The 19,095-nt window shown below is 30.5% G+C and carries 19 protein-coding genes; all 19 read right to left on the bottom strand.

All coding sequences use genetic code 11. The annotated features are described in order from the left end of the window. Window positions 1-143 precede the first annotated feature (143 nt). Window positions 144-1,229: a ligand-binding sensor domain-containing protein gene (locus tag BMY33_RS18870; RefSeq protein ID WP_091411411.1), complete on the bottom strand. Its 1,086-nt coding sequence runs from the start codon at window positions 1,227-1,229 to the stop codon at window positions 144-146. Between the two features lie 407 nt (window positions 1,230-1,636). Then, complete coding sequence (locus BMY33_RS18865; protein WP_091411410.1) at window positions 1,637-2,041, bottom strand: hypothetical protein; 405 nt, start codon at window positions 2,039-2,041, stop codon at window positions 1,637-1,639. Between the two features lie 46 nt (window positions 2,042-2,087). Then, the gene (locus BMY33_RS18860) at window positions 2,088-3,230 is read right to left on the bottom strand and encodes a sterol desaturase family protein (protein ID WP_091411408.1); all 1,143 of its coding nucleotides are present in this window, start codon (window positions 3,228-3,230) and stop codon (window positions 2,088-2,090) included. A 125-nt stretch (window positions 3,231-3,355) separates the two neighbouring features. Further along, window positions 3,356-3,739 (bottom strand): VOC family protein, encoded by a 384-nt coding sequence (locus tag BMY33_RS18855; RefSeq protein WP_091411618.1) that lies wholly within the window; start codon window positions 3,737-3,739, stop codon window positions 3,356-3,358. A gap of 163 nt (window positions 3,740-3,902) precedes the next feature. Continuing rightward, a complete protein-coding gene (locus BMY33_RS18850; RefSeq protein WP_244543055.1) occupies window positions 3,903-4,718 on the bottom strand; it encodes a helix-turn-helix domain-containing protein in 816 nt (271 codons plus the stop codon). 259 nt (window positions 4,719-4,977) lie between these two features. Then, on the bottom strand, window positions 4,978-5,397 hold the full coding sequence (locus tag BMY33_RS18845) for a hypothetical protein (RefSeq protein ID WP_091411406.1): 420 nt from the start codon (window positions 5,395-5,397) through the stop codon (window positions 4,978-4,980). Window positions 5,398-5,858: 461 nt separating this feature from the next. Beyond that, window positions 5,859-6,755 carry a hypothetical protein gene (locus BMY33_RS18840; protein WP_091411403.1) on the bottom strand — a complete coding sequence of 299 codons (897 nt, stop codon included), beginning with the start codon at window positions 6,753-6,755 and terminating at the stop codon, window positions 5,859-5,861. 264 nt (window positions 6,756-7,019) lie between these two features. After that, window positions 7,020-7,175: a two-component regulator propeller domain-containing protein gene (locus BMY33_RS24025; RefSeq protein WP_091411401.1), complete on the bottom strand. Its 156-nt coding sequence runs from the start codon at window positions 7,173-7,175 to the stop codon at window positions 7,020-7,022. Continuing rightward, window positions 7,132-8,280 (bottom strand): ligand-binding sensor domain-containing protein, encoded by a 1,149-nt coding sequence (locus tag BMY33_RS18830; protein ID WP_091411399.1) that lies wholly within the window; start codon window positions 8,278-8,280, stop codon window positions 7,132-7,134. The genes BMY33_RS24025 and BMY33_RS18830 overlap by 44 nt, the downstream gene beginning before the upstream one ends. Window positions 8,281-8,565: 285 nt before the next feature. After that, window positions 8,566-10,050 (bottom strand): SH3 domain-containing protein, encoded by a 1,485-nt coding sequence (locus tag BMY33_RS18825; protein ID WP_091411397.1) that lies wholly within the window; start codon window positions 10,048-10,050, stop codon window positions 8,566-8,568. 140 nt (window positions 10,051-10,190) lie between these two features. Continuing rightward, window positions 10,191-10,949 (bottom strand): DUF6090 family protein, encoded by a 759-nt coding sequence (locus BMY33_RS18820; RefSeq protein WP_244543054.1) that lies wholly within the window; start codon window positions 10,947-10,949, stop codon window positions 10,191-10,193. A gap of 134 nt (window positions 10,950-11,083) precedes the next feature. Next, window positions 11,084-13,198 carry a DEAD/DEAH box helicase gene (locus BMY33_RS18815; RefSeq protein ID WP_139195698.1) on the bottom strand — a complete coding sequence of 705 codons (2,115 nt, stop codon included), beginning with the start codon at window positions 13,196-13,198 and terminating at the stop codon, window positions 11,084-11,086. 2 nt (window positions 13,199-13,200) lie between these two features. Next, window positions 13,201-14,121 (bottom strand): HamA C-terminal domain-containing protein, encoded by a 921-nt coding sequence (locus tag BMY33_RS18810; RefSeq protein WP_091411395.1) that lies wholly within the window; start codon window positions 14,119-14,121, stop codon window positions 13,201-13,203. Between the two features lie 213 nt (window positions 14,122-14,334). After that, window positions 14,335-14,769: a cupin domain-containing protein gene (locus BMY33_RS18805; RefSeq protein ID WP_091411393.1), complete on the bottom strand. Its 435-nt coding sequence runs from the start codon at window positions 14,767-14,769 to the stop codon at window positions 14,335-14,337. A gap of 11 nt (window positions 14,770-14,780) precedes the next feature. Beyond that, entirely contained in the window at window positions 14,781-15,314 is a 534-nt protein-coding gene (locus BMY33_RS18800) for a cytochrome b/b6 domain-containing protein (RefSeq protein WP_091411391.1), read from the bottom strand. Between the two features lie 5 nt (window positions 15,315-15,319). Further along, window positions 15,320-15,937, bottom strand: coding sequence for an O-methyltransferase (locus BMY33_RS18795; RefSeq protein WP_091411389.1), 618 nt, complete (start codon window positions 15,935-15,937; stop codon window positions 15,320-15,322). 110 nt (window positions 15,938-16,047) lie between these two features. Beyond that, window positions 16,048-16,584, bottom strand: a complete 537-nt coding sequence (locus BMY33_RS18790; protein WP_139195697.1) for a hypothetical protein — start codon at window positions 16,582-16,584, stop codon at window positions 16,048-16,050. Window positions 16,585-16,648: 64 nt separating this feature from the next. After that, on the bottom strand, window positions 16,649-18,103 hold the full coding sequence (locus BMY33_RS23835; protein ID WP_244543053.1) for a nuclear transport factor 2 family protein: 1,455 nt from the start codon (window positions 18,101-18,103) through the stop codon (window positions 16,649-16,651). 104 nt (window positions 18,104-18,207) lie between these two features. Then, window positions 18,208-19,086 carry an AraC family transcriptional regulator gene (locus tag BMY33_RS18780; RefSeq protein ID WP_091411383.1) on the bottom strand — a complete coding sequence of 293 codons (879 nt, stop codon included), beginning with the start codon at window positions 19,084-19,086 and terminating at the stop codon, window positions 18,208-18,210. Window positions 19,087-19,095 lie beyond the last annotated feature (9 nt).

Below are 19,095 nucleotides of genomic sequence, written 5' to 3'. Positions count from 1 at the left end.
TTAAATGTTTGCTAATGTCGTGTCTAAAATGCGTTTTAATACATTTTGACATTTTGTTGTGTTTACTTTTTAATTTTCTTGGAGATAGTATTCACCATATTCGGATTGTCGCATTCATTATTTTGAATTTGAAGTATTATTTCTTACCACGGTCCATTTCTTGTAACATTGATAAATTGGTTCTTCTCATAACGATATGCTCCACCATATCCTACAAACCATAACCGTCTTTGTTTATCTTCATAGATGTGAAATGGAGCTGGACCATACTCATCTTCATTTATTCGATATTTAGTAAAACTAGCTCCATCATAGAAATATATATCCCGTAAGTTAGAATTGAACCAAATATTCCCTTCGAAATCTTGAAGTACTGTTCCTATTCCTTTTCCACTTAGTATAATGTCTTTTGTAATATTTGTTAGGACATCATCGACATAATGGTAGAGTCCATCCGACGTACAAATCCAAAAACTTCCATCTTTATCCTGAAGTACTTTATTTACAAAACCGGATTTGAGCCCATCCTTTTCGGATAAATTGGTAAGTAAGTTTCCATCTTTTATGTAGACGCCTCCGTTAGTACTAAATAATATTCTCCCGTTGCTATCCTCCATAATATGATGCACGATCTCTTTACTTGATACCCCACGGCTAGGATCAATCTTTCCTTTTGGTATTTCAAAAGGAGTGAAGTTCATTCCATCAAATTTACAAACTCCATCTATTGTCCCAATCCAAACTTGATTATTTCTATCAATAGTGATACACCAAACATCATTGCTTAACAAACCGTCACTCTCATAATAGTTTGTTATAGAAGTGCCGTCGTATACACTTATACCATCTGTGTGTCCAAACCAGATCTTCCCATCCTTGTCTTCCGCAATATCTTTTATGGTAATACCTTTTCCATCTTCGCTCATAATTCCATCAATGCTACTAAGTACATCTCCATCAAACTTATAAACAGCACCTTCTCCACCAAACCAAAAGTTCCCGTTACTATCCTGAAATACAGTTCTGATAACGTTATCTATTTGGTCTTCAAAGTTTGCAAAGACACTTGTGCGATGGACTTTTTGTTTATTTGTTTGGGGAATAATTAAGTTTGAATCTTCCTTATAATTGCTTGTTTTGTTTTGCCCATTACAGGATAATAATGAGAAGCATAAGCCGATAATCAATAGTAATTTTACTTTATAGATAATTGTTGTAATTATTTTCAATAGTTTAGGCTTTTATGATGTAGAACATGTTTGTGTATGGTTCGTTGCGTGTAGGAACTAAGATAGCAAAAGGGGACGAGTTTGAGGAAAATTTTCCGAATTTTCGGATGGACAAAGAGATACTTTAGCAATTAACTATACACGGTATTGTAAATCGTTTTATAATGTTAGTAATATTTTCTCCATTTCATAATTTTCTATGATTTGACCAGTCTCAAAAATGATTAGGAACGATGTCTAGAAGACTGTATCCCAATTTTTTTGCCCCTGTATTCTTCTAAAAAATATAACTTATCGAGTAGTAAAAAATCAGATTTTTTATTTAGACTAAGATAACCAACATTGAGACCTTTGTATTTAAGTAAAAAATAACAGCTATGTTTTATACACGTTGTTGTGACACTTTTTTATTGTTTTTTTAATGTGTAAATCGGTTTTAAAATCAATTTAGATTTAGATAATTCAATTATCTGTAATGTGTCATTTCTTATTCCACTCCAATCTTTATATTCAATTTTGATTAAAGAGTCAGAGACATTTTTCCAAGTTCCGGACACTATTTCAAAATTAATAGGAGGAGTTCCACACCAACCAGAATTCTGTTTGCGTATAATAGTTCCGTTTTCTTTAAATTCAATCCCAGATTTGTCTTTTTTAAATTTACGTTTACTTTTATAAATCAAGTTTCCGTTTTGATAATAGTTATAAATCCATTTTTGATATAAAAAATCAGGTGTTTTAGGTTCAGTAATCTGAAATGAAGTAAAGACAAAAAATAAAAACAAAATCGATATGTAATTCAGAAATTTCATTTTTTTTCAAATGTTTGATAACGGTTAATATAAAAGATGATTTTATTTATCTTTTACTCTTTTCTTCTGGTAGTAAATCATTTTTGAAAGGATTTTTCGTAAAAGGAAAGAAAAGTTGTTTTACAAAACCCTTTGGAAATGAAGCATCAACTAATCCTGTTCCTTTTGGCCATTCCTTTCCTGGAAGGTAGTAGGTTCCAAAAATTTTATCTATAAATGGAAAGACAACCGCAAAATTATTCCCATAATGTTCAGGTTCTTCACAATGATGCCAGTGATGGTATTGAGGAGTTGTTATAATGTATTTCAAAAACCCAAAATTAATCCTTGTATTCGCATGGATTAGAACTGCATGAATAGCAATAAATAAAATATACACATTGAATGTTAGGGTAGAAAAACCTAATATATAAAGAGGCATATATGATACACTGCGTGTGAAAAATATATCCATAAAATGAGTTCGAGAACCAGCAAGCCAGTCCATGTTTTGAGTTGAATGATGAATTGAATGAAATCTCCAAAGATAATGGTGTGAATGAAAAAACCTATGCGCCCAATATTGAAATAGATCAGTTATAAATAAAGCTAGAAATAATTCAACTAGAAAAGGTAATTCTGAAATCCAAACATGAACTTCTTCTAAATTCATCCAACCAAAAAACGCTACCGCGGGTTTTTTGGTTATAACTCCAAACAATTGAATTGCTAAATGACTTATACCAAAATAAATAAGATCAGTTTTCCATTCCTCATGAAATTTAGACTGTAACTTATTTTTTGGAAAAAATAACTCTATAGGTACAAATAATACGACCATTATTAATAAATCTAAAATAAGCCAGTCAAGACCAATACTCCAGCTAATTTCTTCCACAGCTCTACCTTTAACTGTAATTCCTCCAAATACTATTGTTAGAACTCCTAAACAAATCCCAATTATTGCATTTTGTTTGTTTTTATTGAGTAATATACTAACTAGTGCAAAAAGAAATGTAGCAATTATTCCACCCAACATAAGGTTTTCAACCATTTCCGCTGTATATACTTCACGAAATTCCTTAGTTGTTAATTGTTCTGGAAATTTAAAACATAATATTCCAACCAAAGATAGCGTACCAAGGAATATTGAAATAGCTCCGCTAATTCTTCCTTCACCCACTCGCATTCGTTTAATCTGATCTTTCATTTTCTTTTTACCTTATAGTGTCATAAAAATACAAATTAACAAAAATGACGGACTTAGCAAATATACCCAAGTCTTTGATTGAGCAATTTCTGCCCTTTTTTTATTTACATTGTCGTCCGTAGTGCTTATTCCGCTGTTGGTTCGGTGTACTTAACTATATCTATTCCAATTCCGTTTGGATCTTGAATTGCAAAATGTTTGTCTCCCCAAGGTTCGTCCTTGATGCTGATTTTTATCTCAATTCCCATTTTCCTTATTTCGTTATAAATTTTGTCCACGTCATCCACTTCTATGGTTAAAAACATTCCTTTTCCATCGAAAGGTTCATGAAATAATTCCTGTTGTGAAGGATGATTTGGCAATAAAAATGCCAAATTCGTATTCCCGTCTGGCGTATGTAATAATAGATAAAATTCATTTTCAAACGTTACTCCAAAATTCAGAACTTTAGTATAGAATTCTTTGCTTTCAGTTATTTTTTCTGTTGTAATTCCTGCGTTCAGTTTCATTTGTAGATTTTTTTTGTCGTTAATACTTGATTGTGAAAATATGTTTGTAGATAGACATATTGCAATTAATAATGTGATCGTCTTTTTCATACTCTTCGGATTTTGATTTATAGTCCAAAGCTATCACGAATTTACAGTCAAGGATTGTAAAAAATGGACATAATCATTTCTCGAATGCTTTTGATGGTGTTACACCGTAGAAGTTTTTGAAATCTTTTATGAAATGAGCTTGGTCGTAATAACCAATATCGTAGAATAATTTGTTTGATTTTAAACTTTGATTTGAAGGTTTTGCCCTTAAAATATTTTGGAACTGAACCACTTTGCTAAAAGTTTTTGCGGTGTCACCAATATAATACTTGAACAATCGTTGTAGTTGCCTTTGGCTAATTCCCGTATTCAAGTCAGTTTTGATATTCACAACTCCAAAATTCTCAAGAATTATCTCAATTGCTCGGTAAAGTCTTTTGTCAATGGTAAAATTGGTTTCCGTAATTTTCTGCTGAAAATACTCGTCAAATATTATTTTAATGTCTTTTAAGTTTTGGCTTTCGTTAATTCTCTTTGCAATAAATTCTGCGGTTTTCGGTTCGATTATATTCAGATTTTCAAATCGGTTACTCAATTCTGAAGCGTTAAAATTGAATATTTGTGGAAACATTGTTGGCAAAAACCGAATTCCTATATAATTGAATGAGTTTTCCAGAGGAAATTCCGTGTATCTTTTACAAAAACCCATTGCAAAACTTTCTTTGGGATTAGTGAGTTCAAAAAAAATGTCGATGCAACCGTCCGCAACTACCTTATAATTAAATTGGTCAGAAAGTGGTTTCTCGGTTTTTAGTTGCCAATAGCAATAAATAAATTCTTGAAGTGATTGATTCGGTACAATTTCTTGATAAGTTACATTTTTCTCCGACTGTTTAATTGTCGGCTGAATTGGTTTGTAAAGTTGTCGTATTTGTTTACTTATTTTCAATCAATCGAGATTTTTTTTCGCATTATGCACAACGGTCTCAGGTATGAAACGTAGCGTTTAAAAAGATACTATATTTTGAGTTTAGCAATCAGCCAATTTTTTATTTTCTTTTAACTTTTCAGTTTTAAAGCCAAATATAAAATTTGATGGTCTTCGTAGATAAGCCCAAACCTTTTGGGTTAACACGTATTAGCTATGTTTTATAGACTTTGTTGTTACGATTTTTGTTTTTCACCAATCTTAATAAGATCCCTTAAAACTACATTCGAGACAAAATTTGGGCTGTTACAAAAGTCAAAAGACCAATTATTGTTGTTATAATTCCAACAGCTCTTGATTTTGTCCAGCCTGATAATGATATTAATATTGAAATACATATCATTCCTATCCCGAAAGATATTTCCGAAGCTTTGTTGATTGTTAATAGAGTTACCAAATTTATTTCAAATGGATAATTTTTTGATGTTATAGCTAAGATTTTCGTCAACGCAAATACGCTAATCAAAAAGGAACTTGCAGTTATTGTAGCAACAATTAAAAGTGCTTTTTGAATATTCTTTTCAATTTTGTTAACGATAATATTTGCTATAAAAGTTATCGAAAAACCACCTAAAAGAGCACTTATTAAAATATAATGATTAGCAATTTCGTTTATGTACTCTGTAGTGTATTCCCCCATCTTAAAATATTATTTCTCACTTTTATAATTTTAACTAAAGATAGTTGTTAGCTCTTAAGTTGTTAAAAAAATATAAATTAATCATTTTCAAAATTTACGATAAGACGCAGTAAGTTTAATACCGTAATGTATTACAAAGACTACATTGAAGTATTCAACTTTATTTTAATTCTCAATTGTACTTCTTCAGTCAAATTTGATATTATTGATATTCCAGCGATCATATATCGATGTTTTATATTCTACATCATTTTTTATTTACTGTTTTGTGTAAATTAATGATAACGTTTAATATATGTATCATAGCAGAGCAAAATGTTACCTTGCTTTTAGGTTTTTCTGCGCATTGGTTGCTAACTTTTACTTTCTGCAAGCATTACGACTTACCAAAAGTACGACAACCATTGCATTCATAACTGAGCTGCTATGATCACATATATATTGGTAGCAAATGTATTTTATTATAATTGGATTATTTTACTTAACAAGGTAGGCAATCCATTTGATGCTATTTTGTCATCTTCCCAATGACTTAGAACACAACTTATATTATAACTTCTGACTTTTTCAGCGATATAATATATAATCAGTTTTTTTCCTTCGATTGATTTTAAATCAATATTAATTGTATCATTATTTTCAACTACAAAAGTGACTCTTTTGGCTATGGTATTAATTCCTTCAAAGTTCAAATTAATCATTTCTTCTTTTACTAATTGCCCGAGCTTTTTTGATTTGGTAATTTCAAATTCATATTCGACTTGCTTTTTTGCATCGGATAAATTCTCGTGTAATGACCAGCTCATTTGTCCATTAAACGGGCATTGAATGGAATTGACATTTGCGTAATTACAATTATCCTCAATTTCGATTATTCGAGAGGCAAAATTTATCTTATTGATAGGTCTATCTGAAAAACAGCTTTTAGGTATTTTATTATCTATGACGAGATTTATAAAATCAATTTCAAAATCTTTATTTGTTTTATTGATTGATCCAAAATGAAACACAATTACTTTATTGTTTTTATTTTTTACGAAAAAATATGAGTTGTATTGGGTGATTTTATCGCTTCTAACATTTTTTGTTCTGGTAAATAAATTCTCACATCTTAACGTAATGTTTTTTTCTTTTTTTTCTGAACTCACATTATATAAATTATATGCCATTTTAAGGTTGATATCATTATAACTATATATCATTGATTCAGAAGTGATGGCTATACCATCTACATTATAAAAAGTTAAAGAACCACTAGTTTTAATAGCTCGAAGTCTTTCAAAGAGCGAATTATTTTGACTATACGTAGAAGTTAATGATATTAAAATAAGTGTAAAGGTTACTATTTTTCTTATCATAATTTTGAATTCTATATTTACTACGTTCAGTATAAGAAACGTAGGGCAGGTGATAAGCACTTTCGTTTCGGTTTATTACTTAGCTAAATATAAATATTTTGCTTTTTTCTTTTCTACTATAAACGCCAAATTTTATATTTAGCGGACTTTATTAATATGCACAGACCTTTCGATTTAACACAAACGCCCTATGTTTTTTATACATTGTTAGCGGCTGCCCTATTTTTTTTGAAAGTTTTGATTATTCAAATTCTTAGTTTTTTTCTATTCGGAAAATGTTGTGAAGTTTCCCCCATCGTATTTACTTAAACTTGTGTTTCTAGTCCCGAACCAAAGGTTTCCATCGTTATCTACAACAATACAAAACACATAATTATTACTTAGACGCTTTCTCCGAAAAATCAGTAAAGGTTTTTCCATCGAAACGATACAAGCCTGTATTGTTTGTTCCTATCCAAATATTCCCTGCTTTATCCTCTACCATAGACCAAACCTGATAATCTTCTAACCCATCTTGGGTAAAATTTGTACAGGATTCCCCATCATAACGCCATATACCTCCTGTACCTCCAAACCGGCTCATCTTTCCAGTGAACCAAATATTACCTGTTTTATCTTCTAATATTGGACCAAAATCAACTTTTTCTTTAAGACAAATTGTTTCTGTTGTATCTTCTACAATTGGACTAAAGGGAAGATTCTCTGTAAAATCGGTAAATGTTTTTCCATCATAACGAAAATAACCATTAGTTCTTCCTGAGAACCAAATATTTCCTGATTTATCTTCTAAAATATAGGGCACCCAAACATCACCATTCGGTTTATAATTGGTTATTAATTTTCCATCGTAACGGCTAACACCTTCTCCGCCTCCCATTCCCGAACAGAACCATATGTTTCCGTTTTTATCTTCTAAGATTCTTTCAACCGATTTAAGTTGCAGGCCGTTCTTATTTACAATGTGCTCATTATTTAGAAAAGCAGAAAACAAGTTCTCTTTATAAATATAAACTCCTTTATTAGTGCCAAACCAAAGTCTACCATCTTTACTCTGCATCATAGCCCCTATGGTAATTCTTGAATCTGAATTACTAGTTAACGTATTATTTGAATTTGTTTTTTCCAAGGAAACTCTAACTATCTCTTTCCCATCAAACTTAGATATACCATCACTGGTTCCAAACCAAATATTTCCTATAGTATCTTCTAAAATAGACCAAACAGAATTATTACTTAGACCGTCTTTAATAGTAAATTGAGTGAATAATTTACCATCATAATAATAAACACCTTCTCCAGTCGTACCAAACCAAAGATTTCCTTGTTTATCTATAAGACTACAATGAATATTATCACCAAAGCCAGAATCTTGTGTTTTTAAAAGTTTAGGTGTCCCAATAGTAATTGTATCTGTGTTTTTTAAATCATTTGTTGATTTAGTTTCAACTTGCCCATTACAAGAAATATAAAATGCAAGTATTAGTAAACTATATATAATTTGTCTGTTAAAGAGATATTTAATCATAGTTTCATTTTAGCTTTTATATCTTTATTTGGAAGTTGATTATTTTCGTTAACGTTACTGATGGTTGCCGCTACCGCTAACGTCTCGGCTAAGGTTAGTACGGAATTAAATTAGCATTTAATTTTGGATTAAGCGATTAGCCAAAACTTTTTATTTCGTTTTATCTTTTTCTGTTCTAAAGCCAAATCAAAAGATTTGTCGGACTTAGTAAAAACAATTTAAATTTTTGGATTAAGCACTAAACCCGTATTAATTTTAGCCATTGTTGTATGCAGTTTTTCAGTATTACATATCCTCATTTATCGTTTTAATTAATTTCCATTTATTTTTTTCTTTTTTGTATGTTGCTCCACTTAATTTACAACAGCCTAAAGGATGTATTTCAGTGATTGTTTTGTTTTCATAATCTATGTTAGTAGGAAATAGTGAAAAAGGGTATTCTTCGATTTTAAAGCTACCATCCTTTTGTTGCATATAAAAATCATAATATGAACCAGCATTCATACCTTGGTCGCTCATAATGGCAAAATCTTGTAATCCATCAATATTATAATCCCATATTATAAGGTGTCCTAAGTTGCCGATTTCAATAGAAGTGTTTTTTTCTTCAAAATTACTTCTTGCATCACAATCAACTTCATTGTACATTATCCAATTATTAGGTTTATAATCAATTCTTTGGAAAGTAGTATTCGAGTCTGTTATACCTTGTATTTCAATTCGTATTCGTTCCACTCTATTAGAATCTTCCTTTGAATAAGATAACCCTTGAATACTAAATAAAAAGTCAGTAGAAACATTTTCAATAAGACAATCTTTATGCTCTTTAAACTTTTTTATAGCATCAGTTATATTAATACCAAGCTTCTTGGTATCAAAATTCATTTCTAAAAAGTAGTCAAATACATAACCTTTTTTCACCTTTTTGTATGAATCAATATATGATATATAAACCCATTGCCCATATGCCGTTCTATTTTCTAGTTTTAAAGAAAAATAAATATTAGTATGCTTAAGTACCTTTACTTCTTTACGATATCTTATGTTGCCAATTTTTGTTCCTTTTAAATCAGGAGAACTTCTTACATTTAAAGAAGTATTTGAATTTACAGTAGCACTATAGAGATAATCGTTTGTTAAAGTTGTTTTTTCTGTTTGTGATAAGTTTAAGTTTTCATAAGGGTATTTTACTTTTTCGAATTCTTTTGTATAATTATTGTAGATGTAAACTGTCCCTTGTGAATAATCATCATAACCATCTTCTGTAGTTCCCCAAACCCAAAGAGATTCTTTGTTACTTATAGGTTCGTTATTGTCTCCTATCTGGCTTCTTTTAGGGTAATAAACTAAAGGTAACCCAGGTTCTGTCTTAATTTTTTTTGTATTTATTATATTGGATTTTTCAAAGAATAATACAACATAGTTTTCATAATCTAAATGATTAACTCCGTGCTTTATCGGTTCAGATTTGTCAATCCCCCAAAAAGCAAAATCCAAATATCCATTATTATCAAAATCTCCAACAGTACAATTACATTCTTCCTTTAAAATTAAAATAGATATTCCAATATCAGTTAAAACTTTAGGATGTTTTTCAAAAATACCTTTACAAAAAGATGCTCCTTCAGTTGAATTTATGGTAGAAGATTTAGTAATAGGAGTATAATTTATTCCACTTTCATTTAAAATAGAAGAATCAGGTTTGTTTATTTGTCCGAAAGTTATTTCGATAGATAATAATAAGAAAGTAAGAAATAATTTATTTATCATTTTTTTGAATTGCACCTAACGGTTAGTGTATAGTTTCGTTGTTGCGAATACTACGATAGCAAAAAAGAAACGCCCATTGTTCCGCCATGGCAGATTTTCCAATAAGAAAATCATTAGCAATGAACTATACATCGTGTTAGCTACCGTTTTATGTTCTTTTCAATTAGAGATTCTAAATTGTTTATTTTTTTCTCTGTTTTTTTATAGAAAGTTAACACCATTCTTCTGTTTAACTCAATCTTCATAAGGTAGCTCATTAAAATATTCTTATCGCTTTTATTGAGTTTGATTGGTGTTTCTATATTTATTAAGTTCCCTTTTTTATCAAAAACAAAGTTTGGTGCTAATATTTTATTAATGTCTTTAAAATAATTCTTTTGATATTGCATTTCTTCATACTCCTCTTCAAGTTTTCTCAATGTATAGTAATCATACTCATAGAGTGAGATTAATTTTGATCTTAAAGAATCATTTTCAATAATTTCAAGGCCTTTTGATTTCAATGTTTCATAACCAGAATTATTCTGTAATGATGTAAAATCTCGAGTTAGTTCAACAAATCTTAATTGCACGGAGTCAATAATTACCTCTTTATTTTGTATTACATCTCTCCAGAATTGACAAGCTTTAATTCCTCTTTTGTGTCCTTTATTGTTGATTTTTAGATCTTCAAGATCTTTCTCTAAGCCATTTTTTATTTCAATCAGTATTTTTTGTTCAGCTTTTTTGTCTTTTCTATTATCATTCCAATTGTTTAGTGCAAATGCAGAAATCACTGCAATAAAAATAGATAAGAACTCAAAACTATATTTTTTCCAATTTTTTCCTTTCAATTCTAGTATGTTTTTGTCAATGTTGGGTAACGGTTTGTGTATGAGTAGTAAGGGAATAGAAAGCATTAACTTTTCGGTTTAGCACTTAGCCAAATTTAAAATTTTACTGTTACCTTTTTCTCATTTAACCGTCAAATTTTAAATTTGGCGGACTTTGTAAATATGCACTAACTTAGGGTTTAGCACTTAACCCTTATTACTTATACACCTTGTTGGGCGTTCGTTATTTTTATTCCGTCAAAGAAATAGTTCAATATATATTTATCAAATTCGTCTAAATTATTTGTCCTTTCAATAGTCATTTCTTTTCCAATTTCATTAAGTTTTTGAACTACACTATGAATTGTCAATTCATCATCATAGAAATTGATAATTTCTGATTCGTGTAATTTTTTTGAAATCATTCGAGGTAAACCATATTCCTCTAATTGAAACACCACTTTCGGAAGGAATGCGTGAGAACACCACTTTATAAATTTAGAAATATCATATTGCTTATCCTTTAAAATTCTTTTTTGTAATGTGTTTAAATCATTTAATAGAGCAGAAAACTTATATGTTACGTTTCTTTCTAACAGGAAAAATTTATCAATGCCAACGTCATAATCTTCGAGCTCTTTCAGTAATTCGGGAATGGATTTACTCCAATTGTACGCCATAATCTTAATAAACTCTACAAAAGTTTTATAAGCTGTGTCCCAATTTCCAGGTTGTAGTTTTATAACTTTATATAATAATCTATCCCAGTTTTCAGGTTTGAATTCATTTAAATAGTATAGACCATTCCACTCTTCTGCATTTGTAGATAGGTCAATAGCTATTGTTTTGATTAATTCGGAATTACTGGATTGAAATGCAGATTCTGCTTTTAGTTCGTCATATGCTTGGACGCCTATAAGTTCGCCCATTTCATCATTATAGATTTTTAACTTTGCAACTTGTTCTTTCGTTAGTAATCCTTCATATTTAGTGTCGTTTAAATCTCCTAGTATTTCGTCTGGGAATGGAATATCTAATTGTGTTTGACCTTCAATTGGTGGCTCTTCCAAAATGTATATTTTACCAATAAAATGTTTAAACATTCTACCGCCTCTTCCAATAATATTTTTGTAAGTGAAGTCATCTAGTTTAGCACTTCCTTTTCTATTCCTCCATATTATTACATTTTCTGCTGATGTATTTACTCCTTCTATGATTGAGGACGTTGAAATCAAATTACGAATCCCAATTTCTTCTTCAAATAATTTTACTTGAATTTGACTTAACGAACGGTGTAAACGACCATTATGAACACCAATTTCACGACTAATTAATTTTGTTAAACTCCAATTGACATCATAGTTTTTAGAAAGCCAATCCGCAAACATTTCAAGCAGTCTATTTTTTACGGGTTCGTATGTATCAAGAAAAAGATTAGTTAAGCTATCAATGTTAGAATATGTGCCTGCATAAATCAAAGATTTCCCTCTGTTTTTCGATAAAATTTCTAATAGCTTTTCGCTCTTTTCTTCGTTGTTTTTTATTTGATTATATAATCTGTGTTTTTCTAAAAATACTGTATTAAAATCAAGCCTGATAAATTCCATATCTTCTGTAAATGGATTGCTATCTATAGACGTGATGTTTGGTGCGAGATAATATTTTTGGTTAGATTTAGAACCAAGTTTTATCATTGCTCTGATTAGGCTTGGCGACCTTTCTTTATCAAACTTGCTACTAGCTTTATAGAATTCATCAACAATCATTATATCAAATGATTCTACAATATTGATGTAATTCATTGCTCTTTCTTGAGGGAATATAAAAATATTTTTATCTGATAATTTAACATCAGAAGTTGTTATGATTTTATAATCGTGAGCAAATTTTTTATAGAGTCTTCTTCTAGTTTCATCTGTTAGAGCTAATGTTGGTACAATAATTAATACGTTGTTAGGTTTTTTGATTTTGATATAAGCATCAATTACAAAACTCTTTCCAAAACTTGTCGGTGCACTAACAGCAATATTTCTACCCTCTAAAAGACTTTTTAGTAATAATGATTGTTCTCTATGAAGCGTTAGGGGTTTTTCTTCTCCAACATCTACCTTAAAAGCATTGTAGATAAATCGTTCTTCCCAATTTGAGGTTTCGGGTTCTAAATAAGGAAAAAGCCCTGTTTCCCTTATTAAATGATTAACCAACGGATTATATTGTAATTCATTAGTATTGTGGTAGTCTAATAACTTAATTAGTTCTTGTCTAGCTTCATTTTCTTGTTTACCAATTAGAAGCTCATTAATTATATGGCATTTGTCAAAAACTTGTTCTTGCATATCTAATCTCTATAAACTTTTGCTATTTGAATAAATTTATCTACGATTTTATCTTTGTCAGCAATAGGAAACAGGATAATATGAAAATTAATTTTCTCGTATAAATGTACATCTGTACATTTTTGAATTTGTTTTTTAAAATATTGTGTTGCTCTGTCTTTGTGATAATCTATAATCCCTTGTTTATATTCTGTTGTTAAACCTGTTCCTGTTTTTGTTTGTTCACATTCGTATAAAAGTAAAATAGGAATATTTAAAATTGGTTTTATTTTATCAATTGATACATCTTGAGAAAGACTTTCTTTTATTTTGATTTTTAATACATCTGAAATCTCATCAAAATCGTTGATGTCGCTTAAATTGGTAATAATACTATTTTCTTTTTTAATTTTTTCTAAGCTAATAGAATCTTTCACTGAAGTAATAATTGTGTCTAAACGAGCATTTTCAATACTATTGTAAAATTTAGATTCTCCAAACCATAGTGAAAAAGAGTCTTCTGATTCTACAACAATGTGAACACTGTCAGAACCTTTGGCTTCATCCTTGGTATTTTGTTTGTAAAATATTTTAGGTACAATTGGAAGTGCAGAATAGTGGTCTTTCATTATTCCATAAAGAACAATTTCTGCAATTTCACTACCTCTACCAATTGCATCTACAGATTCAATTAATCTTAATTTCTTTGCTGATTCAGAAAGAATTGTACCTGCTCCATCATTTAACAAAGCTTGTCTTTCGTTATGACTTAAAGCAGTTTCTTTGATATTATCCCAAATATAGTTTTGAAACTTTTCATATCTCCATTCTCCATTTTCAAAATCATTGATTATTCCAAGAACTGATTTGTTGTCAGACGGACTTAAAGAGTTATCTAATTTAACGTCATCAAATATGTTATTTACGATAATTTCAAATTTCATTCTCGGTTTTTTTTAATGACGCCCAACTTGCGTGTATAGTTATTGCATATAGTACCGTTTGTAATTGCTTGTAAACGTTTACAAACGTATTATACCTCGTTAACTTTACAGGCACTTTTGTTTTATGGATCTAAAAATAGTGTAAAATTCCCCCTAAAACAAAACCACATATGAATTCATATGTGGTCTAGGTACATTGCTATGTAGTATTTCTTACTCTTCGTAAATATCAAATTCTGCAGATATCGCTTTCATTAATTCGGTATCTTCAAAATCGCTATCAGACATCTTTGATAACTTTTCTAGGTATAAATCAAATTGACCATTTTTAAATATACTAAGCATTTTTCCGCCCTCTGCACAACCTGCAGCGTGCCATACGTTTGGTGGCACAGTAACCGTGTCTCCTGGTTTTGCGATAATCGTTTCATCATCAAAAATTAGTTCTACTTCTCCTTCTAATATATAAAATACTTCGGTCATGATTTTATGATGATGTCTGGCTAGATAGAATCCAGGTTTTAAGGTGTCCTCTACAAAACATAACTCACCTTGTGTGCTATCGGAAGAAAGTTTGATAAAGCAATGATCCTGAGAATAATTGTAGTTGTCACCTTGTCCGTTTCTTATAATCTCTTTTTCTTTCATTTATATATATATTAATTAAACCAAATTCTCTTTAATGTGTTTTCTTTTTTCTGTATCAAGTGCAATACAAATCCAGAAATATGAAATAATAATAAAAGGAATATCATTTTGGCCATTATGTGATGCGATAACATAATGGGATGAAAACCATCTACACTTATTTCTGGTAAATCTTGCCAATTACTAGATTGTACTGAGTGAATAATTCCTTCTAAAAAAAGAGATGCCAATCCAGACACACACATCCAGATAATACTAATATAGAAACCATAGTAAACGCATTTTCTAACCCTTTCTCTTATGGATTTTTTGGGGTATAAATTCTTGGGTTTTCTATCTTTACATAAACCAATGATCCTAATGATCGTTAATAGAAATACTAAAATTCCTAATGAGAAGTGTATTTGATACAGTATAAATTTACGCTCACTGACAGCTTGATGCTCCATATTAATTCCTGTATAGATTAATCCAAAAATTAGTACTGTAGAAACCCAATGAATCCAAATAGTACGTTTGCTATATGTTATAGATGGCTGCTGCATTGCAATTATAGAATACTAATTAAGAACACCTTACCATTATATAGAGGTTGTAATCTGTATGTTGGTTGTTGACTAATAACGTCTAGAAATTGTTGCGTCTCTTTCATATTAGCATTATCCACATAAATGGTAGTATTGGGATGAAAATTAGTTTCTAACATCTGGAATAATGGGAGATACACATCTTTCCAACCATCTAAAAACAAAAGATCTATTGGATCTTTATGATGTTGTAATGTTTTCATAGCATCACCAATTCTTAGATCAATAAGATTGTCTACTCCTGCTTTTTTGAACGTTTCTTTTGCTTTATTAGCTTTAGAGGTAATTAACTCAGTTGTGATAATGTGCCCATTAGTTTCCATCGCACCTAAGGCTAAGTATAAGGTTGATATCCCAAATGAGGTTCCGAATTCTACAATGTTCTTATAGTTTTTTTCTACAACTAATTTTGTTAGATCTTCTCCTTGTTCTTTAGATATTGATAGGTACAAATCTTTGAAGTCGACAGGCGTTAATGGTCGGACTACACTTTTAGAAACAGTCTTAATCATTTTAAAAAAATCACCTTTAGAATCACGAAACAATTCATCTATAACCGTGTTGATTTTTTCTTTATTCATAGTGTTTTTCTTATATATAAAATTTGATTAAAAGAATAAGACTGTTTTTTTAGAGAAAACTGTATGTGCCCATTGATAGTACATACAGTTAGTTAAGTGTATGTTCTAAATTAATTTAGTGTGATAGTAAAACTAGCTCCGGGTTGAAACTCGAATCCCTCACCAATCTCTACCACTAAAACATTATTTGCATCTATTCTGAGACCTACGGAATCATTATCTGTAGAAAACCCACTTACATTTTGCGGTTCATCGAATGTAAAATAATATCGATCTGTAGTTCCTGTTTCTAATGTTCTGAATAAATCTCCATAGGTTGCATCCCCAGCTTGTGCCACCAATTCAAAAGAAATCGTGTTTTGATCGATATCAATATCATATAATCCTAATAGGTAGGCAGGGAATTCAACAGCATTTTCAATAGTTGCTGTTGCTTCTAATGATCCGGCAGGTTGCATAAATAAATCTTCTATGGCGGTTTCAACTCCGCTCGTGATTGTAGTTGATTGAAATGTATTAGCTACAGTTACACTGACTCCGGATGTTATTGGAGGAGTGGTGTTATCATCATCACTGTCACAAGAGGTAAATAAACTTAATGCCAAGGATAGTATTAGGTAGCAACTAATTGATTTTAGAGTTTTCATAGTAAGGGTTTTAAAAAAGTTTACGTTTGATTTAAGATATTGTAAGGGTAAAGAAAGAATTGGACTAGAACTTTCCGTTTTCATTCTTCCATTTGGATTTAGGCGGAATTATTGTAATTACATCCCAATGCTCTACGATCAACCCATTTTCTAGCCTAAATAGATCATAAAATGCAGTTTGATCTCCTTTGCCAAATTTTCCTTCACTAAGTGTAAGAACAAAGTTTCCTTGTCCCAAGACTTTATGCAGTGCAGTATATTCCATAACCAACCCGTTCATGGCAAAGTACTTCATCGCTTCTCCAAAGCCCTCTAATCCATCTGCAACAGCAGGATTGTGTTGCGTATATTCTTTGGGGTTTATATAATTAGTGATCTTATCCATTTCACCGTTTAGAAGTATTTTTTCAATGAAATCTTTTACTTTGGCTTTGTTTTCTTCTGTTTTATCTAAATCGGTAATTTTAGTAGCACCGTCGAATTGGGTGTGTCCACTTGGATTTGGTTTTTGTACTTCTAATAAATTATCCCAATGCTCTACAATTTTTCCATTCTCGAAACGGAAAACGTCAAACCCGGCTTTTGGCCCAAAAAAGTCATATTCTGTATGCGTAAACACATATTCATCATCTTCAAAAGCTCTGACTACATTTGCTTTGAATCCACCTTCTGGAGCGTTTTTCATGACTTCTCCAAAACCTGCTAATCCATCTCCAACATCTAAGTTGTGTTGAATGTATTTTTGTGGATTGATATATGAAATTGGAGTTTGATCACCTGTGTTAAAACTATTTAGCAATGCAACTACTTTTTCTTTTTTGGTTACGTGCGCCAGTAAGGATTCATAACGACCCATGAACATACTGGATTGATCCATTTTTGCCATAAATTCCTTTGCTGTTGAATTTGCCATAAAACCATCCAAAGAAGCATCAGAAGCCGCTTTGTTAGTCCAATAAACAGCAACTGCTTGTGTACCTTTTTCATTTACACCGGTAAGTCTTTGTAAGAACCCATCTCTTTTTCCTGTGAAATCAGTTTCTACCTTTTGATTAAGTTTATGGAATTTTTCTAAATCTGTAGCTGGTTTTAAATCAAATGTCATCACCTCTACAAACTTGCTTTTATCTGCATTGAACGTTTTGTCCATTGCATAACGTTCCATTTTCATGGTTGATCCGTTTATCATTTGTGCATAATCAGCAACGGATGTATCACTCATAAACTTATCCATAGATGCTTTGGCGTTTGCTGTATTCTCCCAGTAAACAATTACAACATAGGCTCCGTTTTCATCAATAGCACTTTGTCTTTTGATAAAACCTGGTTGCCTACTAGTGAAGTCTGTTTCTATCTGTGTATCTCTTTTTTTAAAATCTAGTGGATCGACATCTCCATTAATTTCGAAAGTGGTTACTTCCATAATAGTTTTACTTTCTGTAGATGTTTCTTTTTTGTCGGCGCAATGACTTAGAGATAAAGTCATCAAAATGAGGGTAAGTTTGATTGCGTGTTTCATTTTACTGTATTTGATAATAATAGAAATTTATCACCAAAAGTAATTTACAATCAGTATAATAAGGTGGTTGATATTATCCTAAATAGTGTCAAAATAGGAAAATGTTATCGATGCGATTTTCTAAAGACTTCTGGAGAACTTCCGACATATTTTTTGAAATATTTGAAAAAATTCGCAGGATCATCAAATCCGGAAGTATAGGCTATTTCCTTAACCGATTCATTTGTACCAATAAGTAATCTCTTTATTTGCGTAATAGCTATTTCGTCTATAAAATTTTTGGCAGGTTTATTAACTATTGCTTGTACAATATTGTTCAGTGTTTTGGTGGAACAACCCATGTTTTCAGCATAAAACATCACTTTTTTATTGACAAAGCAATTTTTTTCTACCATATCCTGAAGTAATAAGAATTCCGTTAAATATTTTTTCTTGTTTGGCAGCTGTTTCTTAGTAAACTTGATACGAAATAATTTGGTAATTAGTATATGTAGCGCACTGCGTGTTATACCAATAGAATATTCATCTTTTAGATTGTACTCTGATACTATTTGCCCGATTAGAGAGTGAAAATTGGAAAAATCATTCTCTTCGATATCTAATTCAATCTTAGGGAAGCTTATCAACTCATTAAACAATTGAAACGATTTTAATGCTTCTAATTTATTGATATGGCTGACTATAAATTCTTCAGTAAAGATCAGTAGATGTCCTTTTGCAGTAGCGCTTTTCGAAAATTTTTGAATTTGATCTTTTCTAACTAATAGAACAGAACCTTTTTGGTATTTATAGTCTACAAAATCAATAGTATGGTAGCCATTTCCTTCTGTAATAAAAATTATGATATAAAATTTGACAATGTGATTTTTGCAAATGTCATGATCTAACTTTCTATTTAGTAACTCTTCAAGCTGTACTACTTCAAAGTAAGATTTTGGATTTGTCTTATTATCAAATTTTACGTGTTTAATTTTTTCTTTCACTTAATTACA

Origin of the sequence: Aquimarina amphilecti (genome assembly GCF_900109375.1) — a bacterium.
In the GTDB taxonomy this organism is placed as follows: Bacteria; Bacteroidota; Bacteroidia; order Flavobacteriales; family Flavobacteriaceae; genus Aquimarina; species Aquimarina amphilecti.
The sequence above is the reverse complement of the archived record's forward strand: the minus strand, read 5'-3'. Positions and strand labels throughout refer to the sequence as shown.

What these genes read in the sequence shown, in the direction of transcription:
- BMY33_RS18865 (WP_091411410.1), bottom strand. Translation starts at nt 2,041, where the DNA reads ATGAAATTTCTGAATTACATATCGATTTTGTTTTTATTTTTTGTCTTT.
- BMY33_RS18800 (WP_091411391.1), bottom strand. Translation starts at nt 15,314, where the DNA reads ATGCAGCAGCCATCTATAACATATAGCAAACGTACTATTTGGATTCAT.
- BMY33_RS18815 (WP_139195698.1), bottom strand. Translation starts at nt 13,198, where the DNA reads ATGCAAGAACAAGTTTTTGACAAATGCCATATAATTAATGAGCTTCTA.
- BMY33_RS18790 (WP_139195697.1), bottom strand. Translation starts at nt 16,584, where the DNA reads ATGAAAACTCTAAAATCAATTAGTTGCTACCTAATACTATCCTTGGCA.
- BMY33_RS18795 (WP_091411389.1), bottom strand. Translation starts at nt 15,937, where the DNA reads ATGAATAAAGAAAAAATCAACACGGTTATAGATGAATTGTTTCGTGAT.
- BMY33_RS18830 (WP_091411399.1), bottom strand. Translation starts at nt 8,280, where the DNA reads ATGATTAAATATCTCTTTAACAGACAAATTATATATAGTTTACTAATA.
- BMY33_RS18845 (WP_091411406.1), bottom strand. Translation starts at nt 5,397, where the DNA reads ATGGGGGAATACACTACAGAGTACATAAACGAAATTGCTAATCATTAT.
- BMY33_RS18840 (WP_091411403.1), bottom strand. Translation starts at nt 6,755, where the DNA reads ATGATAAGAAAAATAGTAACCTTTACACTTATTTTAATATCATTAACT.
- BMY33_RS18820 (WP_244543054.1), bottom strand. Translation starts at nt 10,949, where the DNA reads ATGCTTTCTATTCCCTTACTACTCATACACAAACCGTTACCCAACATT.
- BMY33_RS18860 (WP_091411408.1), bottom strand. Translation starts at nt 3,230, where the DNA reads ATGAAAGATCAGATTAAACGAATGCGAGTGGGTGAAGGAAGAATTAGC.
- BMY33_RS23835 (WP_244543053.1), bottom strand. Translation starts at nt 18,103, where the DNA reads ATGAAACACGCAATCAAACTTACCCTCATTTTGATGACTTTATCTCTA.
- BMY33_RS18810 (WP_091411395.1), bottom strand. Translation starts at nt 14,121, where the DNA reads ATGAAATTTGAAATTATCGTAAATAACATATTTGATGACGTTAAATTA.
- BMY33_RS18805 (WP_091411393.1), bottom strand. Translation starts at nt 14,769, where the DNA reads ATGAAAGAAAAAGAGATTATAAGAAACGGACAAGGTGACAACTACAAT.
- BMY33_RS24025 (WP_091411401.1), bottom strand. Translation starts at nt 7,175, where the DNA reads ATGGAAAAACCTTTACTGATTTTTCGGAGAAAGCGTCTAAGTAATAAT.
- BMY33_RS18855 (WP_091411618.1), bottom strand. Translation starts at nt 3,739, where the DNA reads ATGAAACTGAACGCAGGAATTACAACAGAAAAAATAACTGAAAGCAAA.
- BMY33_RS18825 (WP_091411397.1), bottom strand. Translation starts at nt 10,050, where the DNA reads ATGATAAATAAATTATTTCTTACTTTCTTATTATTATCTATCGAAATA.